The following is a 25,354-nucleotide window of genomic DNA, read 5'->3' as shown; positions in this document are numbered from 1 at the left end:
ATCGACGAGGTCAGCCCCATGACCGATCCTCTGGATAAAGCCACTTCCCAGGCTCCCGCCGTACTGGGCGAGGGTTGCCTGAGTCGCTACGACCCCGATGAACTCGATGCCGAGGATGGCACCGATTTCCCGGGGGCGGCCGAACTCTGGGAGCAGTTGCAGCAAGAGCCTTCTGCGCCATCGCGTTGAGGCTGGTGGCCGGCGCCTGATGCGCCGCCGGCCTGTCCAAGGGGCGTTCGCCCCGATCTTCAGATCCTGAAACTGCCCACCAGGTGCTTCAGGCGTGCTGCCTGCTGCTCCAGGTCGGAGCAGGCGCGCAGGGTCGCCTGCAGGTTTTCCACGCCTTCCTGGTTCAGGGTATTGATCTCGGTGATGTCCATGTTGATGGACTCCACCACCGAGGTCTGCTCTTCAGTGGCGGTGGCCACCGACTGGTTCATGCCATCGATCTCGCCGATACGCTGGGTCACGCTGTTCAGGCGTTCTCCGGCCTGGTTGGCGATCTCCACGCTGTCCTGGCTGTGGCGCTGGCTGTTGCTCATGGTGCTGACGGACTCACGGGCGCCGACTTGCAGCTCCTCGATCATGGTCTGCACCTGTTGCGCCGACTCTTGGGTACGGTGCGCCAGGTTGCGTACTTCGTCGGCGACCACGGCGAAGCCACGTCCGGCCTCGCCGGCGCGGGCGGCCTCGATCGCGGCGTTGAGCGCCAGCAGATTGGTCTGCTGGGAAATGCTGGTGATCACCTCGAGGATCTGGCCGATGTTCACGGTCTTGCTGTTGAGGGTCTCGATGTTATTGCTGGAGGCACTGATCATGTCCGACAGCTGGTTCATCGCCTGGATGCTGCGATCCACCACTTGCTGGCCATCCTCGGCCAGGTTGCGAGCGTCACTGGCCTGTTGCGAGGCTTGGGCGGCGTTGCGGGCGATTTCCTGGGCCGCGGCGCCCAGCTGATTGATGGCGGCGGCGACGCTATTGGTGCGACTGGCCTGTTCGTCGGAGTTGAGCATCGACGAGTTGGAGGCGCTGACCACACGCAGGGCGACCTCGTTGACGTGTTCGGTGGCCGAGGACACCTCGCGGATCGAGCCGTGAATGCGTTCCACGAAGCGGTTGAAGGCGATGCCCAGGATGCCGAACTCGTCGTGGTTATGGATGTTCAGGCGGCGGGTCAGGTCGCCTTCACCGTCGGCGATGTCCTGCATGGCACGGGTCATCACGTGCAAGGGTTGCATCAGCAGGCGAATCAGCAGGCCCAGCAGGGCGATGGTCAGGGCCACCGCTGTCAGGGTGGCGATCACCGCCGAGGTGCGGAATTCGCTGAGCATCGCGAAGGCCTTGTCCTTGTCCACCGACAGGCCGATGTACCAGTTTACCGAGGACAGGCCCTTGATCTGGGTGAAGGTGACGATGCGCGTCTTGCCGTCGACACTGATTTCGCTCAGTTCATTGCTGATCTTCGGCGTGTCTTGGGGGTAGATGTCTTTGAGATTCTTCATCACCAGGTTCTTGTCCGGGTGGACCAGCACCTTGCCGTCGGCACTGATCAGGAAGGCGTAGCCCATGCCGTCGAAGTCCAGGGCGTTGACCGTGTCGGCGATCACTTGCAGGCTCAGGTCGCCGCCGACCGCGCCGGTGCGCTGGCCGTTCTTGAGCACGCTGTCGACGATGGATATCACCAGTTGCCCCGTGGCCAGGTCGACATAGGGTTCGGTCAGGGCCGAGCCATTGGTGCTTTCGGCGCTCTTGTACCAGGGGCGCGCGCGCGGGTCGTAGCCATCGGGCATCTTGCTGTCCGGGCGGATAATGAAGCTGCCGTCCTGGTTGCCCAGGTAGGCACCCATGAAGGTGGAGCTCACGGCCTTCTGTTGCAGCAGGTTGCTGACATTGGCCGGGTCGGGGTTCAGGGCCACCGACTGGGAGAGGTTCTCGATCAACAGCGCACGGCCAGCGAGCCAGGTCTGAATATTTTTTGCAGTGACGTCGCCCATTTCCTGAAGATAGTTGTCCAGATCATCACGGATGGCGTTACGTTGCAGGTAATCGTTATAGAGCGTGAATAGTGCAAAGGCAGCTATGACGATGAGCGAGGCGGCAAGCAGGATCTTGTGGCTGAAGCGCAGATTTTTGTTCATGGCTTGGGGTGTCCGCTAAGGTCTTTGAGTCCAGGGCATCGGGTTGGAACGGTGCGCCAAAGAGGCGGTGTTATAAATAAGCTGATATCTCCATCTATCCCAAGGGAATTACCTGACCTTTATTTCAGATACTTCTGATCCATCATTTCTTCATATCGACCGTGTAAGGCCAAAGATTAACCAGGGGTGACAAAATGCCTGACTCATCGCAACTCATCATCGGCGCCGGCCTCGACGGCCAGCCGATCGTCCAGGCCATGCGCCTGGCCAACCGCCATGGCCTGGTGGCTGGCGCTACCGGTACCGGCAAGACCGTCACCCTGCAGCGCCTGGCGGAAGCTTTCAGCGATGCCGGGGTGGCGGTCTTCGCCGCGGACATCAAGGGGGATCTCTGCGGGCTGGGTGCCGCGGGCAATCCCCAGGGCAAGGTCGCCGAGCGGATTGCCGGCATGCCCTGGCTCAACCACCGGCCCCAGGCCTATCCCGTGACCTTGTGGGATATCCATGGCCAGTCCGGTCATCCGCTGCGCACCACCCTGAGCGAAATGGGACCGCTGTTGCTGGGCAGCCTGCTGGAGCTCACCGACAGCCAGCAGTCGGCGTTGTATGCGGCGTTCAAGGTGGCGGATCGCGAAGGCTTGTTGCTGCTGGATCTCAAGGATCTCAAGGCGCTGCTCAACCACCTCAAGGACAATCCGCAACTGCTGGGCGAAGACGCGGCATTGATGACCACCGGCTCCAGCCAGGCCTTGTTGCGGCGCCTGGCTACGCTGGAGCAACAGGGCGCCGAATCGTTGTTCGGCGAGCCGGCTCTGCAATTGGAGGACATCCTGCAGCCGGCCGCCGATGGTCGGGGACGGATCCACTTGCTCGATGCCAGTCGCCTGGTGCACGAGGCGCCGAAAGTCTATGCCACCTTCCTTCTATGGCTGCTGGCTGAGTTGTTCGAGCAATTGCCTGAGCGGGGCGATGCCGACAAACCGTTGCTGGCGCTGTTCTTCGACGAGGCGCACTTGCTGTTCGCCGGTACCCCAAAGGCTTTGCAGGATCGCCTGGAGCAAGTGGTGCGGCTGATTCGCTCCAAGGGCGTCGGGGTGTACTTCGTGACCCAGTCGCCGGGGGACCTGCCGGATGATGTGCTGGCCCAGCTGGGCTTGCGCATCCAGCACGGTCTGCGGGCGTTCACCGCCAAGGAACAGAAGTCGCTGCGGGCAGTGGCCGATGGTTTCCGGCCCAACCCGGCATTCGATGCGCTCTCGGTGCTGACCGAGCTGGGCATTGGCGAGGCGTTGGTCGGCACCCTGCAGGACAAGGGCACGCCGGAGATGGTCCAGCGGGTGCTGGTAGCGCCGCCGCAATCACGGATCGGGCCGTTGACCGAGGCCGAGCGCCAGGCCCTGATCGCCAGTTCGCCGCTATTGGGACGCTATGACAAGCCGATCGATCGCGAATCCGCCTATGAGGTGCTGATGGGGCGCAAGGAGTTGGCGCCGCAGGGGCAGGTCGAAGCTGGCAAACCGCTGTCCGAGGAACCGAGCCTGGCCGACCGGGCTGGTGAGTTCCTGGGGACCGCGGCCGGGCAGGCCTTGAAGTCGGCGATGCGCCAGGCCGCCAATCAGTTGGGGCGGCAGTTGGTGCGTGGGCTGATGGGCTCGTTGCTGGGCGGCAAGCGCCGCTGACTCAGCTGCGCGGCTTGGCGTGGCTGGCCAGGCGCTCCAGGGCCGCGCGCAACTTGGGGTCGGAGATGCCGTTGGCAGTGGCCTGGATGGTCTCGGCGGCGTTGTTCGACAGGTCTATGCTGTGTCCGGTCGCTCCCCGCTGGACGGTAGGGGGCTGGACCTTGAACTGGATGCGCGTCAGGCGGGCGAATTCGTCGAACGCCTGGAGTTGGCGCTGCAGGCGCTTCTGCTGGTAGCGCAAGCGGGTAGCCCAGTGCCCGTCGGTGACGATCAGCAGCAGGCTGCCTTCGCGCCAGGATGCGACGTGGCAATGTTCGCGAGCCGCCGGCTGCAATTGGCTGTCCAGCAGGCGCTGCAGGTGCGCCAGGCGCTGGGCGTGGCCGAGTATGGCTTTGAGAGGCTTGGCTTCGCGAAGAAGAACGGCGGGAGGACGCGCCGTAAGAGGGCGAAATGCCATGGTTAGAAACCTGAAGTTACAGAGGCACCATGGTAACAGAAAGCGTCCGGCGTACCCGGTTCGTCATTTTTCCGCCTGGCGCCGAGTTGGTGATCCTTTGCTGATCGTGATCAGTAACTTCTGTGGGGAATGTACTTGAAGTTCAACGAAAAGCCCTTATTTTAGGTGGGCCCCGTCAAAGCGCTGTGCCAGCATCGTGGAATAACGCCACTTTCCTCACCATCGTTTCCGGGTAGAATGCTCGTTCGCATGCGGCCATGAGGGCTGCTCGGGCGACTCACCGGGGCCGCCCTCCAACCCTATGTGTGGAAGATCCTACCGATATGTTTGCGCCTTTGTTAAAGAAACTTTTTGGAAGCAAGAACGAGCGTGAAGTCAAGCGCATGCTCAAGACGGTACAGATCGTCAATGCCTTCGAAGAGCAAATGGTGGCCCTTTCGGACGATCAATTGCGTGCCAAGACCGCAGAGTTCAAGGCCCGTATCGCCAAGGGTGAAACCCTCGACAAACTGCTGCCCGAAGCCTTTGCGGTCGCCCGTGAAGCCGGTAAGCGGATCATGGGGATGCGCCACTTCGACGTGCAGCTGATCGGTGGCATGACCTTGCATGAAGGCAAGATCGCCGAGATGCGCACTGGCGAGGGCAAGACCCTGGTAGCGACCCTGGGTGTCTATCTCAACGCATTGTCCGGCAAGGGCGTGCACGTGGTGACGGTGAACGACTACCTGGCACGCCGCGACGCCAACTGGATGCGCCCTCTGTATGAGTTCCTCGGCCTGAGCGTCGGCGTGGTCACGCCGTTCCAGCCGCCGGAGGAAAAGCGCGCCGCCTACGCCGCCGATATCACCTACGGCACCAACAACGAATTCGGCTTCGACTACCTGCGCGACAACATGGCTTTCAGCATGGAAGAAAAATTCCAGCGCGAGCTCAATTTTGCCGTGATCGACGAGGTCGACTCGATCCTCATCGACGAAGCCCGTACTCCGCTGATCATCTCCGGCCAGGCCGAAGACAGCTCCCGTCTGTACACCGAGATCAACAAGCTGATCCCGCGTCTTGAACAGCACATCGAGGAAGTGGAAGGCCAGGTCACCAAGGCCGGTCACTTCACCGTCGACGAGAAGACCCGCCAGGTCGAACTCAACGAAGCCGGCCATCAGTTCATCGAAGAGATGCTGACCCAGGTCGGCCTGCTGGCCGAAGGCGAAAGCCTGTACTCGGCCCACAACCTGGGCCTCTTGACCCACGTCTATGCCGGCCTGCGAGCGCACAAGCTGTTCAACCGCAACGTCGAGTACATCGTGCAGGACGGCCAGGTGGTCCTGGTGGATGAGCACACCGGTCGCACCATGCCCGGCCGGCGCCTCTCCGAGGGCCTGCACCAGGCCATCGAGGCCAAGGAAAACCTCAATATCCAGGCCGAGAGCCAAACCCTGGCCTCGACCACCTTCCAGAACTACTTCCGCCTGTACACCAAGCTGTCCGGCATGACCGGCACCGCCGATACCGAAGCGTTCGAGTTCCATCAGATCTACGGCCTGCAGGTGATGGTCATCCCGCCGAACAAGCCGTTGGCGCGCAAGGACTACAACGACCTGGTGTTCCTGACCGCGGACGAGAAATACGCCGCGATCATCAGCGACATCAAGGACTGCATGACCAAGGGTCGTCCGGTGCTGGTGGGTACCGCCACCATCGAGACCTCCGAGCACATGTCCAACCTGCTCAACAAGGAAGGCATCGAGCACAAGGTCCTGAACGCCAAGTTCCACGAAAAGGAAGCCGAGATCATTGCCCAGGCCGGTCGTCCGGGAGCTTTGACCATCGCCACCAACATGGCGGGCCGTGGTACCGACATCCTGCTGGGCGGCAACTGGGAAGTGGAAGTCGCCTCCCTGGAGAACCCGACTCCCGAGCAGATCGCCCAGATCAAGGCCGACTGGCAGAAACGCCATCAGCAGGTTCTGGAGTCCGGTGGCCTGCAGGTCATCGCTTCCGAGCGCCACGAATCGCGGCGTATCGACAACCAGCTGCGTGGTCGCGCCGGTCGCCAGGGCGACGCCGGTTCCAGCCGTTTCTACCTGTCACTGGAAGATAGCCTGATGCGCATCTTCGCCTCCGACCGGGTGAAGAACTTCATGAAGGCCCTGGGCATGCAGTCCGGCGAGGCGATCGAGCACCGCATGGTGACCAACGCCATCGAGAAGGCCCAGCGCAAGGTCGAAGGCCGTAACTTCGACATCCGCAAGCAGCTCCTGGAGTTCGACGACGTCAACAACGAGCAGCGCAAGGTGATCTACCACATGCGCAACACGCTGCTGGCCGCGGACAACATCGGCGAAACCATCGCCGACTTCCGCCAGGACGTGCTGAGCGCCACCGTCAGTGCCCATATTCCTCCACAGTCGCTGCCTGAGCAGTGGGATGTGGCTGGCCTGGAGGCTGCACTCCAGAGCGATTTCGGGGTGAACCTGCCGATCCAGCAATGGCTCGACGAAGACGATCACCTGTACGAAGAAACCCTGCGTGAGAAGCTGCTCAACGAGCTGATCGCCGCGTACAACGAAAAAGAAGACCAGGCCGGCGCCGAAGCGCTGCGCACCTTCGAGAAGCAGATCGTGCTGCGGGTCCTGGACGACCTGTGGAAAGACCACCTGTCGACCATGGACCACCTGCGCCACGGCATCCACCTGCGTGGTTATGCGCAGAAGAATCCCAAGCAGGAGTACAAGCGCGAGTCCTTCACGCTGTTCTCCGAGCTGCTGGATTCCATCAAGCGCGACTCGATCCGCGTGCTGTCCCACGTCCAGGTGCGTCGCGAAGACCCGGCCGAGGAAGAGGCGCGCCTGCGCCAGGAAGCCGAGGCCCTGGCCCGTCGCATGCAGTTCGAGCACGCCGAGGCTCCAGGCCTGGACCAGCCCGAAGCAATGGAAGAGGGCGTCGAGGTGGACGTGGCCCTGGCTTCCGCGCCGGTACGCAATGAACAGAAGCTGGGTCGCAACGAACTGTGCTACTGCGGTTCGGGCAAGAAGTACAAACACTGTCACGGCCAGATCAACTAAGATCCTCGCCAGACACTGAAACACCCACGCCGTGACGGCATCAGCCGTCGCGGCGTTTTTCCATTTGCAGCACCGTCTTTTATGCCGACGGTGCCCCATCTGATAAGAGGAGCGCATTCATGGCTGTTGGTCTTGGTCCTTTGCCAACGTTGCACCCGGTTGCCGGTTTCGAACTCGGTATCGCCTCGGCTGGTATCAAGCGCCCCGGGCGCAAGGATGTGGTGGTCATGCGCTGTGCCGAAGGCTCGACGGTGGCCGGGGTGTTCACCCTCAATGCGTTCTGCGCCGCGCCGGTGATCCTGGCCAAGCAGCGCGTGCAGGGGCCGGTGCGTTACCTGCTGACCAACACTGGTAATGCCAACGCCGGTACCGGCGAGCCTGGCCTGGCGGCAGCCAGCCGTACCTGCGCCAAGCTGGCGGAGCTGACCGGGGTCGACGCCAGCGCCGTGCTGCCGTACTCCACCGGGGTCATCGGCGAGCCGCTGCCTGTGGAGAAGATCGAAGGTGCCTTGCAAGCCGCCCTGGACGACCTGTCCGTGGATAACTGGGCCGCTGCCGCCACCGGGATCATGACCACCGATACCCTGCCCAAGGGCGCCAGCCGCCAGTTCCAGCATGACGGCGTGACCATCACAGTCACCGGTATCAGCAAGGGCGCGGGAATGATCCGGCCGAACATGGCGACCATGCTTGGCTACATCGCCACCGACGCCAAGGTCTCCCGCGAAGTGCTGCAGAACCTGCTGCTGGATGGTGCCAACAAGTCCTTCAATCGCATCACCATCGACGGCGACACCTCCACTAACGACTGCTGCATGCTGATCGCTACCGGCCAGGCCGACCTGCCGGAGATCACCGAGGCCAGCGGCCCGCTGTTCGCTGCGCTGAGGCAGGCGGTGTTCGAAGTCTGCATGGAAGTGGCCCAGGCCATCGTCCGCGACGGTGAAGGCGCCACCAAGTTCGTCACTGTCCAAGTCAATGGCGGTGGCAACCACCAGGAGTGCCTGGACGTGGGCTACACCGTGGCCCACTCGCCGCTGATCAAGACGGCACTGTTCGCTTCCGACCCGAACTGGGGGCGGATCCTGGCAGCCGTTGGGCGTGCCGGCGTGCCGGACCTGGATGTGAGCAAGATCGACGTGTTCCTCGGCGTGGTCTGCATCGCCAGTCGTGGCGCTCGGGCTGCCAGCTATACCGAGGCCCAGGGTGCGGCGGTGATGCAGCAGGAAGAGATCACCATCCGTATCGAACTGGGACGTGGTACCTGCAGCGAAACCATCTGGACCACCGACCTGTCCCACGAGTATGTGAAGATCAACGCCGAGTACCGTACCTGATACTCGCTATGGCCGCCTCGGAACCATCCGGGGCAGGCCTTCGCGCTTGGCGACCATCATTTTTTCATCGGCTGGCCACCCAGGCCGGCCGAATGCCGGACCAGAGGAAAACGCGGTGAAACGAGTACATGTGGCAGCGGCCGTCATCCGGGATGCCAATGGCAAGATCCTGATCGCCCGACGTGCCGATACTCAGCATCAAGGGGGCCTTTGGGAGTTTCCCGGGGGCAAGGTCGAGGCCGGGGAAACAGTGCAGGCGGCATTGGCTAGGGAGCTGCAGGAAGAACTGGGCATTGCCATGCAGGCTGCGCGCCCACTGATCAAGGTGCAGCACGACTATCCGGACAAGCAGGTTTTGCTGGATGTATGGGAGGTCTCGGCCTTCAGCGGCGAGCCCCATGGTGCCGAAGGCCAGCCCCTGGCCTGGGTGAGTCCACGGCAACTGGGCGATTATGAGTTCCCGGCGGCCAATCAGCCGATCGTCGCGGCAGCGCGTTTGCCCGAGCACTACCTGATTACTCCAGAGGGCCTGGAAACCCCGGCCCTGCTGCGTGGCATGCAGAAGGCCATTGCCCAGGGCTGCAAGCTGATCCAGTTGCGGGCGCCCGGTGGCTACGACCCGCAGTATCGCGACCTGGCGGTGGATGCGGTGGGCCTGTGCGCTGGCAAGGCGCAGCTGATGCTCAAGGGACCTTTCGAGTGGCTGGGAGACTTTCCGTCGGCCGGCTGGCATATGACGTCGGCCCAACTGCGCAAGTACGCCAGTGCCGGGCGCCCATTCGGCAAGGATCGCTGGTTGGCGGCCTCCTGTCATGACGCCGAGGAACTGGCCCTGGCGCAGCAGATGGACGTGGACTTCGTGACCCTGTCGCCGGTGCAGCCGACCCAGACCCATCCCGATGCCCAGCCCCTGGGTTGGGAGCAGGCCGGGCAACTGATCGTCGGCTTCAACAAGCCGGTGTACTTGCTAGGTGGCGTAACTCCGGCCCAGTGCGAACAGGCCTGGGCCTGCGGCGCCCAGGGCGTGGCGGGGATCCGTGCCTTCTGGCCGCAAGACTGAATCAAGCAACGGCTTGCCGGTGCCGCCCCGCCAAGTCGTTGCCCGTCAGGGTTTGGCGGCGGCCTGCCAGAGGATCTCGGCGATGCCCTGGCGCTTGGCAATCAAGCGAGCAGCGACGAACAGCAGGTCCGACAGGCGATTGATATAGGCCAGCCCGACTCCCTGTAGCGGCTCGATCGCATTGAGTTGCTGGCAGCGGCGTTCGGCGCTGCGGGCCAGGCTACGGCAGACGTGGGCCTGGGCGATCAGCATCGAGCCTCCGGGCAGGATGAAGTTCTCCAGCGGGCCCAGCTCCTCGTTCCAGCTATCGATGGCAGCCTCCAGGCGCTGCACTTCCAGCTGATCGAGCGCCTGGTACACCGGCATCGCCAGCTCGCCGCCAAGGTCGAACAAGCGATGCTGGCAGGGCGCCAAGACCTCGATCACCTGGGCCAGCCCGGGATAAGCCATGCGCTGTTCTTCCAGGCCGGCCAGCAGCAGGCCCAACTGGCTGTTCAGGGTGTCGACTTCGCCGATGGCCTCGATCCGCGGATGGTCCTTGGGCACTCGGCGCCCATCTCCCAGGCCGGTTTCGCCCTTGTCGCCGGTGCGGGTGTAAATCTTCGACAAGCGAAAACCCATGTCTAGTTCTCCAGTGGTAACGGTGCTTGGACCGGGGGCTGGTTGCTGGCCAGGGGCAGGCGCAGGGTGAAGCAGGTGCCCTGGCCCCGGGTCGATTGCACTTCCATCTGCCCTTTGTGGTTGTTGGTGATGATGAAGTACGACACAGACAGGCCGAGGCCGGTGCCCTGGCCGATTTCCTTGGTGGTGAAGAATGGCTCGAAGGTGCGCTTGCGCACGTTCTCGCTCATGCCAATGCCGTTGTCCTCCACCTGGATTTCCGCCCAGGGCGGATTGAGCCGGGTACGCAGGATGATCCGTCCCGGCTCGCTGTCGTCGTCGCGCTGGTGAATGGCCTGGGCGGCGTTCTTCAGCAGGTTGAGCAGCACCTGCTCCAGTTCGTTGGCGGTGCCGGGAACCGGGCCCAGGTTCGGATCGAACTGGCGGATGATCGCCTGGCCCTTGAAGTCGAAGCCGATCGCCAGGTCGAAGTCGTTGCCGGCGATCTCCACTGCCTGGTCGATCAGCGCCGGCAGGTCGCAGGGCGCCATCTGCCGGTTGCTACGGCGACTGAAGCTGAGCATATGGGTGACGATCTTCGCCGCTCGGCCCCCGGCCTGTTGGATGCCATCGAGCAATTGCGGGACTTCGCGGCTTTCCAGGTAACGATTGACGGTTTGCAGCTCGACCCCGCTCTGCTGGGCATATTCGAGGTTCTTCGGCAGTTCCGGGGATAGCCGGCGGCGGATGTTCTGCACGTTGTGCAGGATCGCCCCCAGGGGGTTGTTGATCTCGTGGGCCATGCCGGCCGCGAGGCCGCCCACCGAGAGCATCTTTTCCGACTGCACCATCATTTCTTCCAGGGACAGGCGTTGGGTGATGTCGTCGATACGGATCACCACCCCGCGTCCGGCTCCGCCCATCAGCGGGTAGAAGGTCAGGGCATAGTGCTTGGCTTCTTCATCCTTGAACCAGGTAACCCGCTCGATCTTGGCCACCGTGTGCTGTTCCACGGTTTCCTTGAGTTGGGGCAGGAATGGCTTGAGCGGTTCGAAGGCCAGGAAGATCGGCTGGTTCAGCGCCTCGTCCAGGCGTGTCCCGGACAGGGCGCTGGCCTCCTGGTTCCACTGGGTGACGTACAGCTGTTCGTCCAGGGCGATCAGCGCCGAGGGCATGGAGTCGATGATGCTGTTGAGGTAGTTCTGGAAGCCAGTGAGCTTCTTCTCGATCTTGCTGCGTACCTGGACTTCCAGTTCCAGCTTGCGGTTGGTGTGGCGGGTCTCTTCGGCCAGCCCCTGGGCCTGGTCGTAGGCGGCCTGGGAATCGTCCCGGGCACGCTTGAGCTGCTGCTCCCGAGCCTCGATCCGCGACAGCATGGTGTTGAAGGCCTCGGCCAGGCTGCCGATTTCGTCGTGGTTGCCGCGCGCCGCGCGCAGGGCGTAGTTCTCTTCACGGGTGACCTGGCGCGACAGTTCCTCGAGCTGGTGGATCGGCTGGGTGATCAGGCGCTTGATCTGCCGGGCGATGATCAGCCACAGCAGCACGCTGAAGATCAGGATGCCCAGGCTGGCGGTGAGGGTGCCGGTATAGAAGGCCATGGGCAGTTCGCTGGTGGCCACCAGCAGCAGGTGACCCGGCTCCTGGCCCGGACGTGGCAGGGGGATCACCTGGTTGCTGCGAAACTCGGTCAGTTGCCAGGCCTCGATATGCCGGTAGCGCTCGGGCAGCTTGAGGCGATCGCCGTGCTGCAACTGGGCGATGCGCTGGCCGCTGCCGTCATAGATGGCCGCTGCGCGCAGGGGCGAGTAGCTATCGAGTTCGCTGAGCAACCGTTCCGCATCCTGGGGCGAGTTCAACGCCTGGAGCGACAGGGTCGGATTGGACACCAACCGGCCGATGGTCTGCAGGGCCTGGGGCGCCATGCTCTCCTGGGAGATCCAGTAGGCGGCGCTGATGAAGGTCAGGTTGGCGACCAGCAGCACTGTGGTCAGCAAGACAAGCAGAGCCGCCAGGAGCTTTTGGCCCACCGGCAGGTTTTCGAGACGCTGGCGCAATGGCATCGGCTATATCGCTGGAAATGAGCAAGTGGGCAGCGTAGCCGCTGCTCAGTCGCTGGGCAATCCGTGCAGTTGCAGGTGTTCCTTGAGGCGCAGTTGCAATTGCTGCAGGTGCGGCAACGCCAGCCGATGGCGGTTGGCGACTGCGCAGGCGTGGCCCAGTAGGTAGCGGATTTCGGTACGCCGCTGGTTGGCCACGTCCTGGTACATCGAGGAGTAATTGGCGGCGGTGGCCTGGATCACCCGTTCGACTTCCTGTTGCAGGTCTTGCGCCGCATCGGGTTGCCCACAGCATTGCAGCAGCTCGCCCAGTTCGGCACACAGGGTGGCGACTTCACAGCGGTGTTGCTGCAGGCCGCCATTGCGGCAGTCGTGCAGCACCGTCAGGGGGTTGATGGCGCAGTTGAGCGCCAACTTGCGCCAGAGCCGGGTGAGGATCTGGGTGGTCCATTCGTGGGGAATGCCACTGGCACTGAGTTCATCCAGCCAGATCGGTGCGCTGGGGTGGCCGGCATCGCCGAGCCAGGTATAGCCATGTCCGGCGAATACCACGCGCCAGTCGCCATCGCGGAATGCCCCCTCGGTGCTGGAGGCGGCGATGCAGCGTGCCCCGGGAACCCGGGCGGCCACGGCGTCCTGGCTGCCCAAGCCGTTTTGCAAGAGGATCAGCTCGGCCCCTGGAGCCAGGCGGGTGGCGATGCGCGCCACCGCCGCCTCGGCATCGTAGGCCTTGCAAGCCAGCAGCAGACGCTGGATCGGTTGCGGACTGTCGCAGGTTTCGCCGGGGATCGGATACAGGTGGCTCTGGCCCTGTTCGACCAGGGTCAGGCCGCCAGCGGCTTGGTAGTCCTGCAAGCGGGCCTGGTCCCGCAGGATCAGGCGTACCGGCAGGCCGGCGCGGGCCAGGCGTGTGGCCCAGAGAGTACCGAGGCTGCCGGCGCCGAGGACGTGCCAGGTGGTGGACATCAAGTTTTCGCTCTGTTTGGCAGGCCCGGGGAGGGCACGCGGTGAAGGAGGGGAAAGACCCGTTATAATGAGCGCGGATTTTAACCGCAAGCCGGGCGTGTTCGATGTTCTGAACAGCGCCCCTTTTTTATTTGGAGAGAGTACATGCCGTCGTTTGACGTGGTATCCGAACTGGACAAGCACGAAGTCACCAACGCGGTGGAAAACGCCGTCAAGGAACTGGATCGCCGCTACGACCTGAAGGGCAAGGGCAGCTTCGAGTTCAAGGACAAGGACCTGACCGTCAACCTGACCGCTGAAGCCGAGTTCCAGCTGGAAGCGATGATCGAGATCCTCAAGCTGGCCCTGGTCAAGCGCAAGATCGACGTGCAATGCCTGGAAATCAAGGACGCCTATGCCTCCGGCAAGGTGATGAAGCAGGAAGCGGTGCTCAAGGAAGGGATCGACAAGGAACTGGCGAAGAAGATCGTTGCCCATATCAAGGAGGCCAAGCTCAAGGTGCAGGCCGCCATCCAGGGCGAGCAGGTCCGGGTGACCGGCAAGAAGCGCGACGACCTGCAAGAGGCCATCGCGGCACTGCGTGGCAAGGAATTCGGCATGCCGCTGCAGTTCAACAACTTTCGTGATTGATCGACGCTTCCGGGAACCTCTAGCTCTTGTTGGCGTCCGAGGCCGGAGCGATGGCAGAAACGATTGAGCTCCCCGGGAGCCGGTCGTTCTGCCTGTCAGTCATGCATCCTGCGCAATCGCGGAAACCTGGAGAGATAGATGGATTTGAATGCTGAAGTAGACAACCTGGTCCGGGCTTCCCAGGCCTGGATTCCGATGATCATGGAATACGGCAGTCGCGTGCTGCTGGCCGTGGTCACCCTGGCCATCGGTTGGTGGCTGATCAACAAGCTGACCCATAAAGTGGGCAGGCTCCTGGCGCTGCGTAATGCCGACCTGGCGTTGCAGGGCTTCATCAGCAGCCTGGCGAACATCGTGCTCAAGGTCCTGCTGATCGTCAGCGTGGCCTCGATGATCGGTGTCGAGACCACTTCTTTCGTCGCCGCCATCGGCGCCGCCGGCCTGGCCATTGGCCTGGCGCTGCAAGGCAGCCTGGCGAACTTTGCCGGCGGAGTGCTGATCCTGCTGTTCCGTCCGTTCCGCATTGGTGACTTCATCGAAGCCCAGGGCATCAGCGGTACCGTCGACAGCATCCAGATCTTCCACACGGTGCTGCGTACCGGTGACAACAAGACGGTGATCGTGCCCAACGGCAACCTGTCCAACGGCATCATCACCAACTACAACCGCCAACCCACTCGCAAGGTGGTATTCGATGTGGGCGTGGATTACGACGCGGACCTGCAGAAGGCCCGTGAAGTGTTGCTGGAGCTAGCCAAGGATGAGCGTGTGCTGGCCGACCCGGCGCCGGTGGCCGTGGTTTCGACCCTGGGCGACAGTGCCATCACCCTGTCGTTGCGCGTCTGGGTCAAGACTGCCGACTACTGGGATGTCATGTTCCAGTTCAACGAGTTGTCCCGTGATCGTTTGAAGGCCGCGGGTATCGATATCCCGTTTCCGCAACGGGTGATCCGCATGGTCCAGGAAGCCGCCGTGTAACAAGACGGTTTCACAAGTTGGCTGTTCGGTCAGCTAATGTTGTTCAAGACAAGGGGCCATGGGCCCCTTGTTTGTTTTGCGGCCTGGCAACTAAGCGGGTTTGTTGCTGGTTGATGAGTATCAACTAGCGATAGACGGTTTATTAGTTAGCTTGCTATTTGTTTGCGTATTCTGGTTGGTACTTTTCGTAGGTATAAAAAACCGCCGCGCTATTTCAGTGCGGCGGTTTTTATTGATATCGCGTGTTTGCTTAATTAGCCGGATATCGGGATTACAAGATGCTCAGAGGGTACTCGACGATGATACGAACATCGTTGTTATCCGACTGGTAACCGCTGTAGGCATTATTGACGCGATACACTGCGCTACGCAGGCGGAAGGACAGGTCCTTGGCCGGGCCTTCCTGCATGACGTATTTGGTCTCGAAGTTGAACTCCTTTTCCTTGCCTTCGCCCAGGCCATTGGTGGAGATGTTGTCACCAGTCACGTAGCGAGCCATGAAACTCAGGCCTGGCACGCCATAGGTGGCCATGTTCAAGTCGTAACGTGCTTGCCAGGAGCGCTCGTCGCGGCCTACGAAGTCGGAGATCTGGATGGAGTTGGCCACGAAGACCGTGCCGTTGCCGTCAACGCCGTAGTAGTAGCCGTTGTCGCCGCTGGAGCGCTGATGGGCCAGGGTGAACTTGTGCGCGCCGAGGCTGTATGCCGCTGCCAGGCTCCACAGTTTGTTGTCTACACCCTTGCGGCCATCACCGATCATGTCGACCAGGTCGCCACGCTTGTCGCCTTCGGTCTTGTAGCCGTTGAAGTCGAAGTTCAGGGACTGCGACTCGGCGATCGGCAGGGTGTAGTTCAGGTTGATGTACTGCTTCTTGAAGTACTGGTCGACCTTGGAGGCTGCCAGGGTGCCGGTGAAGTTGTCGGTGAAGGCGTAGGTCGCACCGAAGATGTCCGCCGAAGGCAGACCTTTGCCACCTTGGCCATCCAGGTCGGCCACGCCGCCGATGCTGTCCTTGCCCATGCCGGTCTGCTTGCTCAGCGCGGTGAAGCGGCCAGCGTTCAGTTCCAGGCCCTTGATTTCCTTGCTGGTGATCAGGGTGCCTTCGGCCACTTCCGGCAACAGGCGGCTATCGTCGGTGGCGAATACCGGGCTGGCGACGAATTGACGACCGTACTTGAGGGTAGTGTCGGAGATGCGGAACTTGATGGCGGCGCCAGTCTTGGACTGGGTCTTTTCAGGTTGGCCGTCGCTATTGACTGCGAACAGACCGTTGCCGGCACGACCTGCGCCGCCGTCCAGGCGGGCTGCGCCCATGGCCATGGCATCCACGCCGACACCCACGGTGCCTTGAGTGAAGCCCGACTCGTAGGTCAGCAGTTCACTGATACCGGTATCTTGACGATAACCGCTCTTGTAGCCTCCACCTGGCTTGGAAATGTTACCAGCGCCATTCTTGTAGTCGCGATTCATGTATTCCAGGCGAGTCTTAGACTTCAGGCTCTGATCTTCGAAGAAGCCCTTGGAATCGTCCTGGGAGGACGCGATTGCGAACTGCGAGGTCCCTGCGGATACAGCCAGGGCGATCATGCTCCACTTCATCACGCGCATCGTGATTTGCTCCTTTGGTTTTTAGAAGACTATTGCCGTCCCACCTGTATTTTTATCTGGGCGGCTCTTTCTTTTTGTGTCGGCGCAAACTTATATCACGCTGACAATATTGGCGATACTTGCCTATCTATCCTTGCACCTTCTTTACGAGGCTGTCGCAAATTGCTCGATCGGTGTCGCAATTGTTTGGCCGGAATGTATCCGGTCCTACAACTTTAATAGTACTTTTCGAGAGAATGTAAGGAGGCCGCGAAGGCCCCGATGCAAACACTTTAAAAGTACTTTGGGGCAGCCCTGCCACTATTATCATGAGTCTGTAAGCTCTCACTTCCTGTGAGCCATCGCAGACGGTTCCGGGCTGAATGCAACAAGCGTGCACAAATCCATTTTGTTCGACGATTTTTGTTCCAGGCGCCATATGAGCCTGCAAAAACCGCATAAAACCACTGTTTCCGCTGGCTTTTCGTTTGGCTTGACGTGGCTGCACCCATGGTGCAGGGGTGTGCAATAAGTTGCACAGCTTTGCAAAATGTTACCGCTGCACACTGCAAAGTGAGTAAACGGCGGATGCTTGGGGTACTCAGCATAGACCCTTTGTGCGGTTTTGGTGCAAGGCCGACGAAACGCGGTGCGAGTCCCATGTGCACTGGCGCGCAAAGAACGACAAACATCAAGGGCTTGCCTGGTCATCTTTCGAACACTTCTGACGTTTTGTAGGCAATTGGTGCGGGGCTTCGGAAAGTGTCCTGCCTTGGGGCGCAGCGGGTTGCATGCAGTGGCTCCTTGCCAAGTGGGGGTGAGGGGCGCAGGCTCATTGCCCATGAAGCGCGAGGCATTCGCAGGTATGCTGCGCCTCTGTCGCCTGGCAGGTGTCAGTAATACTGGACGGCCAGGCTGTAATGGGCTGAGCGGGAGCAAGCGCGGTGTTCACTTTAGATTCACGATTGCAGCAAGACACATTAGCCATCGGGGATTTCCCCCTCTGCCGGCTGCTGCTGTCCAATGATGCAAACTACCCCTGGTTCATCCTGGTGCCGCGTCGCGAAGATATCAGCGAGTTGTTTCAACTGGATGTCACCGATCAGCAACAGTTGTGGCGAGAAACCACAGCACTGGCCGAAGTACTGAAGGACTCCTTCGATGCCGACAAGTTGAACGTGGCGACGCTGGGCAACGTGGTCAGCCAACTGCACATGCATGTGATCGTGCGCAAGCGCGACGATGCGGCCTGGCCTGCACCGGTATGGGGCAAGCAACCGGCCAAACCTTACAGTGCAGAGCAGGTTGTACAGATCCGCGAGCGCTTGCGGCTGGTGCTGACCGAAGATTTTCGCTTTCTGGAGGGCTGAACCATGAGTCTGGAAGCGCGGGTAATTGATCTTGAAAGTCGCCTGGCATTTCAGGATGACACCATCCAGGCCCTCAATGATGAGTTGGTGGCGCAGCACAAGTTGCTGGAGCGCCTGCAACTGCAGATGACCGCCATGCTCAAGCGCCAGGAGGAGATGGTCGGTCAGTTCGGCTCCTTCGAAGAAGACGCCCCGCCTCCCCACTATTGAGGGGGGAGCTGCAGAGCAAAAAAAACCGCGCCTCTTGGCGCGGTTTTTTTATGCAGCGAGGCGGTCAGCGGCGCGGCAGAGCTGCGATCACGTCCTCGGCTTGCAGGCCCTTGTCGCGGTTCATCACCGAGAACTCCACGCGCTGGCCTTCGACCAGGACGCGATGGCCTTCGCCACGAATGGCGCGAAAGTGCACGAAAATATCATCGCCGGAGTCCCGGGAGATAAAACCGAAGCCTTTGGAGGTGTTGAACCACTTCACGGTGCCGGTATCACGATTGCTCATGTCATAGGCAGGTGAAGCAGCGGCGGCTGGTGACGACTTGTAGAAGCTCACGGCCAGGTGCAGGGCCACGGCGATCAATGCGGTCAGCAGGCTGACCAGGACCGCAGGTTGACCCCCGATCACCGGCATGGGAGCCAGCAGGGTGAGGGTTTGCAGGACAACGACCAGGACCAGCAGGGCGCTGACCAGGTTCTGCAGGTGCTGGCGCGGACCTTTGTTCCAGTGGGGAGCAACTGGAGCCAGGGCCAGGTTGAGCAGGCCGAAAATGGCCAGGTAAAGAGCATCGGGTTGTTGCAGGTAGGGAACCGCGTCAGATCTCAGACTCGGAATCAAGGACAGCAGCAAGGCTGCAAGCCCTGTCAGCAGGTGGACGATTTTCAACATTTTGATTAACTCACGTTAAGAAGTAGCACTAAGGAAGAGCTGATCGCGCACGGTTCGCTTTGGAAAAAAAGGTTAAGGCGGGTACATGCGTGGTGTCAGCCTATGCGCGTTGGCCGAAGAAATAGGCAACAACGACACGGGCTCTATTTAACCGCAAAGCCCAGGCCTTCTCAAATCACCGACGCTGGCTGGCAAGAGGGGGGCAACCCCATCGTGGACGATGGTGATTCGGAGCATCAGGCAAAGGTCTGTGCTAGACAGGTGGTGGCGGGTTTTTCAAGGAACGTGGGGTTTCCTCCGTGGTCAGAACAGGCTCGAGCCCAGCGTCTGAGGGGCCGGCTGGCCACGGGACAATCCACCGCAGGCCGGTCGGGGGACAGAAGCCGGCGCAGGGGCGATGCTCTTGCTAGAGTGGTCCGGCAGCGATTGGGTGAATTCATCTGGTTAACGGAGAGAAACATGGCAATTGATATCGGTATCAGCGAAGCGGATCGTAAATCCATCGTCGACGGACTTTCCCGTCTGCTATCGGATACCTACGTGTTGTACCTCAAGACCCATAACTTTCACTGGAACGTCACTGGCCCTCAGTTTCGCACCCTGCACCTGATGTTCGAGGAGCAGTACAACGAACTGGCCCTGGCGGTCGACCTGATCGCCGAACGCATCCGTGCCCTGGGTTTTCCGGCTCCAGGTGCCTATTCCATCTACACCAGGCTGTCCTCGATCAAAGAGGAAGAAGGTGTGCCGGCAGCCGAGGAAATGATCAAGCAGCTGGTCAGTGGCCAGGAAGCGGTGACCCGCACCGCCCGGGGTATCTTCCCGCTGTTGGACAAGGTCAGCGACGAACCCACGGCGGACTTGCTGACCCAGCGCATGCAGGTGCATGAGAAAACCGCCTGGATGCTGCGTTCGCTGCTGGAAAACCGTTAAGCCCTCCGCTACGGATGGCGCCTTGCGCGTCATCCGTATCTGCAAGGCGCATCGGTTATGGGGCATACGGCTGCACAGGGCCGATTTAATGGATATAATCCCGCTCTTTGCTACGTAGCCCGAGCTTTGGCGTGGGCTCTGGCTGTAGTTCAAGCAGTAACCTGATTGCCGAGACGCCCCCATGCCGATGTACGACTACCAATGCGCTTCCTGTGGTCATCAGTTGGAAGCCATTCAGAAGATCAGCGCTGCGCCGCTGGTCGACTGCCCTGCCTGCCAGGCACCTGAACTGAAAAAGATGCTGTCCATGCCCGGTTTTCGCCTGAGCGGCACCGGCTGGTATGAAACCGACTTCAAGACCGGCTCGAAGAAGAACCTGGCCGGTGGCGACAAAGCTGACTAAGTTGAACGACACGCGCGAGTTCTTGCACTATCCGGCCCCAAGTGGGGCGCAAGGCCTCCATCGAATTTCGAATTACGAGAAGTGAAACCACTACCATGATGCGCAGCCATTATTGCGGCCAACTGAACGAAAGCCTGGAAGGTCAGGAAGTAACCCTTTGCGGATGGGTCCACCGTCGCCGTGACCACGGCGGGGTGATCTTCCTCGATATCCGTGATCGTGAAGGCCTGGCCCAGGTGGTGTTCGATCCGGACCGCGCTGAAACCTTCGCAACCGCCGACCGCGTGCGCAGCGAATACGTGGTCAAGGTCACCGGCAAGGTACGCCTGCGTCCGGCCGGTGCCGGCAACGCCAACATGGCCTCGGGCATGATCGAGGTCCTGGGTTACGAGCTGGAAGTGCTGAACGACGCGGAAACCCCGCCGTTCCCGCTCAACGAATACACCGACGTAGGCGAAGAGACGCGCCTGCGCTATCGCTATATCGACCTGCGTCGTCCTGAAATGGCCGAGAAGCTGCGCCTGCGCTCGCGGATCACCAGCAGCGTGCGTCGCTACCTCGACGAGAACGGCTTCCTGGACGTCGAGACGCCGATCCTGACTCGCGCCACCCCTGAAGGTGCCCGCGACTACCTGGTGCCAAGCCGTACCCACGCCGGCAACTTCTTCGCCCTGCCGCAATCGCCGCAGCAGTTCAAGCAGCTGTTGATGGTGGCCGGCTTCGACCGCTACTACCAGATCGCTAAGTGCTTCCGCGACGAAGACCTGCGTGCCGATCGTCAGCCTGAGTTCACTCAGATCGACATCGAGACCAGCTTCCTCAACGAACAGGACATCATGGGCCTCACCGAGGGCATGATCCGCAACCTGTTCAAGGAAGTGCTGGATGTGGAATTCGGCGAGTTCCCGCACATGACCTGGCACGAAGCCATGCGTCGCTATGGTTCCGACAAGCCGGACCTGCGTATCCCGCTGGAACTGGTGGACGTGGCCGACCAGCTCAAGGACGTGGAATTCAAGGTATTCAGTGGTCCGGCCAACGATCCGAAGTGCCGTGTGGCGGCCTTGCGCGTTCCTGGCGGGGCGAGCATGCCGCGCAGCAAGATCGACGACTACACTAAGTTTGTCGGCATCTACGGTGCCAAGGGCCTGGCTTACATCAAGGTCAACGAGCGCGCCAAGGGCGTCGAAGGCCTGCAGTCGCCGATCGTCAAGAACATTCCTGAAGCCAGCCTGAACGTGATCCTCGATCGCGTTGGCGCGGTCGATGGCGACATCGTGTTCTTCGGTGCCGACAAGGCCAAGATCGTCAGCGAAGCCCTGGGCGCGCTGCGGATCAAGGTCGGCAACGACCTGAACCTGCTGACCAGCGACTGGGCTCCGCTGTGGGTCATCGACTTCCCGATGTTCGAAGAGAACGACGACGGTAGCGTCAGCGCCGTGCACCACCCGTTCACCGCGCCCAAGTGCTCGCCAGCCGAGCTCGAGGCCAACCCGTCCGAGGCCCTGTCCCGTGCCTACGACATGGTGCTCAACGGCACGGAGCTGGGTGGCGGTTCGATCCGTATCCATCGCAAGGAAATGCAGCAAGCGGTATTCCGTCTGCTGGGCATCCAGGAAGCGGAGCAGGAAGAGAAGTTCGGCTTCCTGCTGGACGCCCTCAAGTACGGCGCGCCACCCCATGGCGGCCTGGCCTTCGGCCTGGATCGCCTGGTGATGCTGATGACCGGCGCGCAATCGATTCGTGAAGTGATCGCCTTCCCGAAAACCCAGAGCGCGGCCTGTGTCATGACCGAAGCGCCGGGTGCGGTGGATGCCAAGGCTCTGCGCGAGCTGCACATCCGTCTGCGCGAACAGCCAAAGGCTGAGTAAGCTGGCCCGACAAGGCGCACCTTCGGGTGCGCTTTTTCTATGGGCGAGTTTTTGTTACCCGCCTGCCTGATGGCAGCGCTGGTAAGGTTTCAAGGAGAATTTGGAGCAAATTATGGCCGGTCATTCCAAGTGGGCGAACATCAAGCACCGCAAAGAGCGTCAGGATGCCAAGAGAGGCAAGATCTTCACCAAATGGATTCGTGAGCTGACCGTCGCAGCCCGCCAGGGTGGTGGTGAGCCCGGTTCCAACCCGCGCCTGCGCCTGGCTCTGGACAAGGCCCTGGGCGCCAACATGAGCCGTGACATCATCGATCGGGCTATCGCCCGCGGTACCGGTGCTGCCGGCAGCGACGACGTGGTCGAGCTGACCTACGAGGGCTACGGTCCCAATGGCGTGGCAGTGATGGTCGAATGCATGACCGATAACCGCAACCGCACCGCGGCGGCGGTTCGTCATGCCTTCAGCAAGTGTGGCGGCAACCTGGGCACCGACGGTTCGGTGGCTTATCTGTTCGAGCGCAAGGGCCAGCTGACCTTTGCCGAAGGTGTCGACGAAGATGGGCTGATGGAAGCGGCGATGGAGGCCGATGCCGACGACGTAGTGAGCAACGAAGACGGCTCGGTCGACGTATTCACTTCCTTCGCCGGTTTCTATGGCGTGCGCAATGCCCTGGAAGCTGCGGGCTTCAAGGCGGCGGATGCGGAGATCGTCATGTTGCCGACCACCAGTGCCGAGCTGGACCTGGACGGCGCGGAGAAGGTCTTGAAGCTGATCGACATGCTGGAAGACCTGGATGATGTGCAGAACGTCTATTCCAACGCGGATATTCCAGAGTCGGTTGCTGCCCAGTTGGGCTGATTCGACTGCACCGACCTTGAAGCCGGATGCGCAACGCCGCGATGATTGTGCGGCAGGGCGCTTCCGGCTTCGCTCTTTTCGCTATCCCGGTCATCCCCGGCAGGCCTTTTCACTCCAGCAGCAGGCGTTATGACTCTTATTCTTGGCATCGACCCCGGTTCGCGCATCACCGGTTATGGCGTGGTTCGCGACACCGGGCGCGGTTGCGTATATGTGGCCTCGGGGTGTATTCGCACTGGCGCCGGCGAACTGCATGAGCGTTTGCAGATCGTCTATCGCGGGGTGCGCGAGGTGATCCAGACCTACGGGCCGGTGACCATGGGCATCGAGAAGGTGTTCATGGCGCGTAATGCCGATTCGGCGCTGAAGCTCGGGCAGGCACGGGGCGCGGCCATAGTGGCTGCGGCCGAGGAGGGCCTGGAGATCGCCGAGTACACCGCTACCCAGGTCAAGCAGGCCGTCGCCGGCACCGGTGGCGCCAACAAGGAGCAGGTGCAGATGATGGTGATGCATCTGCTCAAGCTGACCGCCAAGCCGCAGATCGATGCCTCGGACGCCCTGGCCATCGCCATCTGTCATTCCCATACCCGCTCCAGCCTGTTACCCCACGGCTTGGGGACGGCACGCAGTCGTGGCGGCCGCTTGCGTCTCTGATAGCATCGGCGCAGTCATTTCAAGAGTGGAGCATCGTGGCGCCAGAGTGCTCGGCCCGGATGCCTGCTCAGTGAGTCGCCAGCTAACGCTGGCCATCGCCTTAAGGATTCGAACGTGATTGGACGCTTGCGCGGCACCTTGGCTGAAAAACAGCCGCCGCACCTGATTCTTGATGTCAATGGGTTGGGATATGAAGTCGAAGTGCCCATGACCACCCTGTACCGCTTGCCGTCGGTCGGCGAACCACTGACCTTGCACACTCATTTGGTCGTGCGCGAAGACGCGCAGTTACTCTACGGCTTCGCCAGCAAGCGCGAGCGAGACTTTTTCCGCGAGTTGATCCGTCTCAATGGCGTGGGGCCGAAACTGGCACTGGCCCTGATGTCCAGCCTCGAGGTGGATGAACTGGTGCGCAGCGTGCAGGCCCAGGACACCTCGGCCCTGACCAAGGTGCCAGGGGTCGGCAAGAAGACCGCCGAGCGCCTGCTGGTGGAACTCAAGGACCGTTTCAAGGCCTGGGAGGCGGTCCCGAGCATGTTCGCCCTGGTACCGAACCAGCCGGATGCGCCGATGCCGGTGGCCAGTGCTGAATCGGACGCGGTCAGTGCGCTGATTTCCCTGGGCTACAAGCCACAGGAGGCCAGCAAGGCAGTGTCCGCGATCAAAGAGAAAGGCTTGAGCAGCGAAGAAATGATCCGCCGGGCTCTGAAGGGAATGATCTAAGTGATAGAAGCTGATCGTCTGATCGCCGCCACGGGCCCCCGTGAGCGCGAAGAAATCCAGGACCGGGCGATTCGCCCGGTCAGCCTGGCCGACTACATCGGCCAGCCCGGCGTGCGCGAGCAGATGGAACTGTTCATCCAGGCCGCCCGCGGGCGCAACGAATCCCTGGACCATACCCTGATCTTCGGTCCGCCAGGGCTGGGCAAGACCACCCTGGCCAACATCATCGCCCAGGAGATGGGCGTCTCGATCAAGAGCACCTCCGGGCCGGTGCTGGAGCGTCCCGGTGACCTGGCGGCGTTGTTGACCAATCTCGAACCCCATGACGTGCTGTTCATCGACGAGATCCATCGCCTGTCGCCGATCGTTGAGGAGGTGCTGTATCCGGCGATGGAGGACTTCCAGCTCGACATCATGATCGGCGAGGGTCCGGCGGCGCGTTCGATCAAGCTCGACCTGCCGCCCTTCACCCTGGTCGGTGCTACCACGCGGGCCGGGATGCTGACCAACCCGCTGCGGGACCGCTTCGGTATCGTCCAGCGCCTGGAGTTCTATAGCATCACGGACCTGGCGACCATCGTCAGTCGTTCCGCCAGCATCCTCGGCTTGCCGCTGGACCCGGACGGCGCCATCGAAGTGGCGCGTCGGGCGCGGGGCACGCCGCGGATCGCCAACCGCCTGCTGCGCCGGGTGCGCGACTTCGCCGAGGTGCGAGCCAAGGGGCATATCACCAAGGCGGTGGCCGACCTGGCGCTGAACCTGCTGGATGTCGACGAGCGTGGCTTCGATCATCAGGACCGGCGTCTATTGTTGACCATGATCGAGAAGTTCGATGGCGGGCCGGTGGGGGTCGACAGCCTGGCCGCCGCGATCAGCGAAGAGCGCCATACCATCGAGGACGTGCTGGAGCCGTACCTGATCCAGCAGGGCTACATCATGCGGACCCCGCGTGGTCGGGTGGTGACCCGGCATGCTTATCTGCATTTCGGACTAAACATTCCGTCACGATTGGCAGAAGCGCCCGTTGTAGACGAGTTTCTCGATGCCGTGGACGATTGATCGGACACACTTTTCGTCGACTTATTCGGAGTTTGTGCTGTCCTAGG

At 61.5% G+C, this 25,354-nt stretch carries 23 protein-coding genes and 1 pseudogene; 16 read left to right on the top strand and 8 right to left on the bottom strand.

Annotated elements, in window-relative coordinates; all coding sequences use genetic code 11:
• Nucleotides 1-18: 18 nt before the first annotated feature.
• Complete coding sequence (locus C4K40_RS31665) at nucleotides 19-189, top strand: hypothetical protein (protein ID WP_164485039.1); 171 nt, start codon at nucleotides 19-21, stop codon at nucleotides 187-189.
• 59 nt (nucleotides 190-248) lie between these two features.
• Here the strand turns inward: C4K40_RS31665 and C4K40_RS32305 are convergent, their stop codons facing one another.
• Both C4K40_RS32305 and C4K40_RS32300 read right to left on the bottom strand, forming a co-directional pair.
• A complete protein-coding gene (locus C4K40_RS32305) occupies nucleotides 249-1,013 on the bottom strand; it encodes a methyl-accepting chemotaxis protein (protein ID WP_371263433.1) in 765 nt (254 codons plus the stop codon).
• A gap of 93 nt (nucleotides 1,014-1,106) precedes the next feature.
• Nucleotides 1,107-2,138 (bottom strand): annotated as a pseudogene (locus C4K40_RS32300) (cache domain-containing protein); the annotation flags it as partial.
• Between the two features lie 194 nt (nucleotides 2,139-2,332).
• On the opposite strand from C4K40_RS32300, the gene C4K40_RS24390 reads away from it, so the two are divergent.
• Nucleotides 2,333-3,817, top strand: coding sequence for a helicase HerA-like domain-containing protein (locus C4K40_RS24390; RefSeq protein ID WP_053131582.1), 1,485 nt, complete (start codon nucleotides 2,333-2,335; stop codon nucleotides 3,815-3,817).
• Nucleotide 3,818: 1 nt separating this feature from the next.
• On the opposite strand, the gene C4K40_RS24385 is transcribed toward C4K40_RS24390, so the two are convergent.
• Entirely contained in the window at nucleotides 3,819-4,274 is a 456-nt protein-coding gene (locus C4K40_RS24385; RefSeq protein ID WP_031320396.1) for a DUF721 domain-containing protein, read from the bottom strand.
• A gap of 323 nt (nucleotides 4,275-4,597) precedes the next feature.
• Between C4K40_RS24385 and secA the strand changes: the two genes are divergently transcribed.
• The 3 genes from secA to C4K40_RS24370 all read left to right on the top strand — a co-directional run bounded on the left by secA (nucleotide 4,598) and on the right by C4K40_RS24370 (nucleotide 9,736).
• Nucleotides 4,598-7,339 (top strand): preprotein translocase subunit SecA, encoded by a 2,742-nt coding sequence (gene secA / locus C4K40_RS24380; RefSeq protein ID WP_053131579.1) that lies wholly within the window; start codon nucleotides 4,598-4,600, stop codon nucleotides 7,337-7,339.
• A 119-nt stretch (nucleotides 7,340-7,458) separates the two neighbouring features.
• Complete coding sequence (gene argJ / locus C4K40_RS24375) at nucleotides 7,459-8,676, top strand: bifunctional glutamate N-acetyltransferase/amino-acid acetyltransferase ArgJ (RefSeq protein ID WP_053131576.1); 1,218 nt, start codon at nucleotides 7,459-7,461, stop codon at nucleotides 8,674-8,676.
• 115 nt (nucleotides 8,677-8,791) lie between these two features.
• Nucleotides 8,792-9,736, top strand: coding sequence for a Nudix family hydrolase (locus C4K40_RS24370; protein ID WP_031320390.1), 945 nt, complete (start codon nucleotides 8,792-8,794; stop codon nucleotides 9,734-9,736).
• Nucleotides 9,737-9,781: 45 nt separating this feature from the next.
• On the opposite strand, the gene C4K40_RS24365 is transcribed toward C4K40_RS24370, so the two are convergent.
• Genes C4K40_RS24365 through C4K40_RS24355 form a run of 3 tightly spaced genes read right to left on the bottom strand, consistent with a single transcriptional unit; the run spans nucleotide 9,782 to nucleotide 13,359 of the window.
• Nucleotides 9,782-10,357, bottom strand: a complete 576-nt coding sequence (locus C4K40_RS24365) for a cob(I)yrinic acid a,c-diamide adenosyltransferase (RefSeq protein WP_053131573.1) — start codon at nucleotides 10,355-10,357, stop codon at nucleotides 9,782-9,784.
• A gap of 2 nt (nucleotides 10,358-10,359) precedes the next feature.
• Nucleotides 10,360-12,396: an ATP-binding protein gene (locus tag C4K40_RS24360; RefSeq protein ID WP_053131570.1), complete on the bottom strand. Its 2,037-nt coding sequence runs from the start codon at nucleotides 12,394-12,396 to the stop codon at nucleotides 10,360-10,362.
• A gap of 45 nt (nucleotides 12,397-12,441) precedes the next feature.
• Nucleotides 12,442-13,359, bottom strand: coding sequence for a putative 2-dehydropantoate 2-reductase (locus C4K40_RS24355; RefSeq protein WP_053131568.1), 918 nt, complete (start codon nucleotides 13,357-13,359; stop codon nucleotides 12,442-12,444).
• A gap of 144 nt (nucleotides 13,360-13,503) precedes the next feature.
• On the opposite strand from C4K40_RS24355, the gene C4K40_RS24350 reads away from it, so the two are divergent.
• Together C4K40_RS24350 and C4K40_RS24345 are read left to right on the top strand one after the other, a co-directional pair.
• A complete protein-coding gene (locus tag C4K40_RS24350; RefSeq protein WP_022640522.1) occupies nucleotides 13,504-13,989 on the top strand; it encodes a YajQ family cyclic di-GMP-binding protein in 486 nt (161 codons plus the stop codon).
• Nucleotides 13,990-14,127: 138 nt separating this feature from the next.
• Nucleotides 14,128-14,967 carry a mechanosensitive ion channel family protein gene (locus C4K40_RS24345; protein WP_022640521.1) on the top strand — a complete coding sequence of 280 codons (840 nt, stop codon included), beginning with the start codon at nucleotides 14,128-14,130 and terminating at the stop codon, nucleotides 14,965-14,967.
• A gap of 271 nt (nucleotides 14,968-15,238) precedes the next feature.
• Here the strand turns inward: C4K40_RS24345 and C4K40_RS24340 are convergent, their stop codons facing one another.
• Entirely contained in the window at nucleotides 15,239-16,576 is a 1,338-nt protein-coding gene (locus tag C4K40_RS24340) for an OprD family porin (RefSeq protein WP_022640520.1), read from the bottom strand.
• 923 nt (nucleotides 16,577-17,499) lie between these two features.
• Between C4K40_RS24340 and C4K40_RS24335 the strand changes: the two genes are divergently transcribed.
• Both C4K40_RS24335 and C4K40_RS24330 read left to right on the top strand, forming a co-directional pair.
• Nucleotides 17,500-17,925, top strand: a complete 426-nt coding sequence (locus tag C4K40_RS24335; RefSeq protein WP_031320386.1) for an HIT domain-containing protein — start codon at nucleotides 17,500-17,502, stop codon at nucleotides 17,923-17,925.
• A 3-nt stretch (nucleotides 17,926-17,928) separates the two neighbouring features.
• Nucleotides 17,929-18,135 (top strand): SlyX family protein, encoded by a 207-nt coding sequence (locus C4K40_RS24330; RefSeq protein ID WP_022640518.1) that lies wholly within the window; start codon nucleotides 17,929-17,931, stop codon nucleotides 18,133-18,135.
• Nucleotides 18,136-18,199: 64 nt separating this feature from the next.
• Here C4K40_RS24330 and C4K40_RS32110 read toward each other — a convergent pair whose 3' ends face one another.
• Nucleotides 18,200-18,805 (bottom strand): cold-shock protein, encoded by a 606-nt coding sequence (locus C4K40_RS32110; protein WP_022640517.1) that lies wholly within the window; start codon nucleotides 18,803-18,805, stop codon nucleotides 18,200-18,202.
• Nucleotides 18,806-19,264: 459 nt separating this feature from the next.
• Between C4K40_RS32110 and C4K40_RS24320 the strand changes: the two genes are divergently transcribed.
• From C4K40_RS24320 to ruvB, 7 genes are all read left to right on the top strand, one after another.
• A complete protein-coding gene (locus C4K40_RS24320) occupies nucleotides 19,265-19,738 on the top strand; it encodes a Dps family protein (RefSeq protein WP_053131567.1) in 474 nt (157 codons plus the stop codon).
• A gap of 181 nt (nucleotides 19,739-19,919) precedes the next feature.
• Nucleotides 19,920-20,141, top strand: coding sequence for an FmdB family zinc ribbon protein (locus C4K40_RS24315; RefSeq protein ID WP_010457489.1), 222 nt, complete (start codon nucleotides 19,920-19,922; stop codon nucleotides 20,139-20,141).
• 95 nt (nucleotides 20,142-20,236) lie between these two features.
• Complete coding sequence (gene aspS / locus C4K40_RS24310) at nucleotides 20,237-22,012, top strand: aspartate--tRNA ligase (RefSeq protein WP_022640514.1); 1,776 nt, start codon at nucleotides 20,237-20,239, stop codon at nucleotides 22,010-22,012.
• A 112-nt stretch (nucleotides 22,013-22,124) separates the two neighbouring features.
• Nucleotides 22,125-22,871: a YebC/PmpR family DNA-binding transcriptional regulator gene (locus C4K40_RS24305; protein WP_022640513.1), complete on the top strand. Its 747-nt coding sequence runs from the start codon at nucleotides 22,125-22,127 to the stop codon at nucleotides 22,869-22,871.
• A gap of 129 nt (nucleotides 22,872-23,000) precedes the next feature.
• Nucleotides 23,001-23,525 carry a crossover junction endodeoxyribonuclease RuvC gene (ruvC, locus tag C4K40_RS24300; RefSeq protein ID WP_022640512.1) on the top strand — a complete coding sequence of 175 codons (525 nt, stop codon included), beginning with the start codon at nucleotides 23,001-23,003 and terminating at the stop codon, nucleotides 23,523-23,525.
• Between the two features lie 114 nt (nucleotides 23,526-23,639).
• Complete coding sequence (gene ruvA, locus C4K40_RS24295) at nucleotides 23,640-24,248, top strand: Holliday junction branch migration protein RuvA (RefSeq protein WP_022640511.1); 609 nt, start codon at nucleotides 23,640-23,642, stop codon at nucleotides 24,246-24,248.
• Nucleotides 24,249-25,307, top strand: coding sequence for a Holliday junction branch migration DNA helicase RuvB (gene ruvB / locus C4K40_RS24290; protein WP_022640510.1), 1,059 nt, complete (start codon nucleotides 24,249-24,251; stop codon nucleotides 25,305-25,307).
• Nucleotides 25,308-25,354: the final 47 nt, after the last annotated feature.

The sequence above is a fragment of the Pseudomonas sp. CMR5c genome, assembly GCF_003850545.1.
Taxonomy (GTDB): domain Bacteria; phylum Pseudomonadota; class Gammaproteobacteria; order Pseudomonadales; family Pseudomonadaceae; genus Aquipseudomonas; species Aquipseudomonas piscis.
The sequence above is the reverse complement of the archived record's forward strand: the minus strand, read 5'-3'. Positions and strand labels throughout refer to the sequence as shown.

Bases quoted from the DNA above. Each gene is read 5' to 3' on its own strand.
- C4K40_RS32305 (WP_371263433.1), bottom strand. From the start codon at position 1,013: ATGCTCAACTCCGACGAACAGGCCAGTCGCACCAATAGCGTCGCCGCC.
- C4K40_RS32110 (WP_022640517.1), bottom strand. From the start codon at position 18,805: ATGTTGAAAATCGTCCACCTGCTGACAGGGCTTGCAGCCTTGCTGCTG.
- C4K40_RS24355 (WP_053131568.1), bottom strand. From the start codon at position 13,359: ATGTCCACCACCTGGCACGTCCTCGGCGCCGGCAGCCTCGGTACTCTC.
- C4K40_RS24360 (WP_053131570.1), bottom strand. From the start codon at position 12,396: ATGCCATTGCGCCAGCGTCTCGAAAACCTGCCGGTGGGCCAAAAGCTC.
- C4K40_RS24385 (WP_031320396.1), bottom strand. From the start codon at position 4,274: ATGGCATTTCGCCCTCTTACGGCGCGTCCTCCCGCCGTTCTTCTTCGC.
- C4K40_RS24320 (WP_053131567.1), top strand. From the start codon at position 19,265: ATGGCAATTGATATCGGTATCAGCGAAGCGGATCGTAAATCCATCGTC.
- aspS (WP_022640514.1), top strand. From the start codon at position 20,237: ATGATGCGCAGCCATTATTGCGGCCAACTGAACGAAAGCCTGGAAGGT.
- ruvC (WP_022640512.1), top strand. From the start codon at position 23,001: ATGACTCTTATTCTTGGCATCGACCCCGGTTCGCGCATCACCGGTTAT.
- C4K40_RS24340 (WP_022640520.1), bottom strand. From the start codon at position 16,576: ATGCGCGTGATGAAGTGGAGCATGATCGCCCTGGCTGTATCCGCAGGG.
- C4K40_RS24365 (WP_053131573.1), bottom strand. From the start codon at position 10,357: ATGGGTTTTCGCTTGTCGAAGATTTACACCCGCACCGGCGACAAGGGC.
- C4K40_RS24330 (WP_022640518.1), top strand. From the start codon at position 17,929: ATGAGTCTGGAAGCGCGGGTAATTGATCTTGAAAGTCGCCTGGCATTT.
- argJ (WP_053131576.1), top strand. From the start codon at position 7,459: ATGGCTGTTGGTCTTGGTCCTTTGCCAACGTTGCACCCGGTTGCCGGT.
- C4K40_RS24390 (WP_053131582.1), top strand. From the start codon at position 2,333: ATGCCTGACTCATCGCAACTCATCATCGGCGCCGGCCTCGACGGCCAG.
- secA (WP_053131579.1), top strand. From the start codon at position 4,598: ATGTTTGCGCCTTTGTTAAAGAAACTTTTTGGAAGCAAGAACGAGCGT.
- C4K40_RS24350 (WP_022640522.1), top strand. From the start codon at position 13,504: ATGCCGTCGTTTGACGTGGTATCCGAACTGGACAAGCACGAAGTCACC.
- C4K40_RS24315 (WP_010457489.1), top strand. From the start codon at position 19,920: ATGCCGATGTACGACTACCAATGCGCTTCCTGTGGTCATCAGTTGGAA.
- C4K40_RS31665 (WP_164485039.1), top strand. From the start codon at position 19: ATGACCGATCCTCTGGATAAAGCCACTTCCCAGGCTCCCGCCGTACTG.
- C4K40_RS24305 (WP_022640513.1), top strand. From the start codon at position 22,125: ATGGCCGGTCATTCCAAGTGGGCGAACATCAAGCACCGCAAAGAGCGT.
- C4K40_RS24345 (WP_022640521.1), top strand. From the start codon at position 14,128: ATGGATTTGAATGCTGAAGTAGACAACCTGGTCCGGGCTTCCCAGGCC.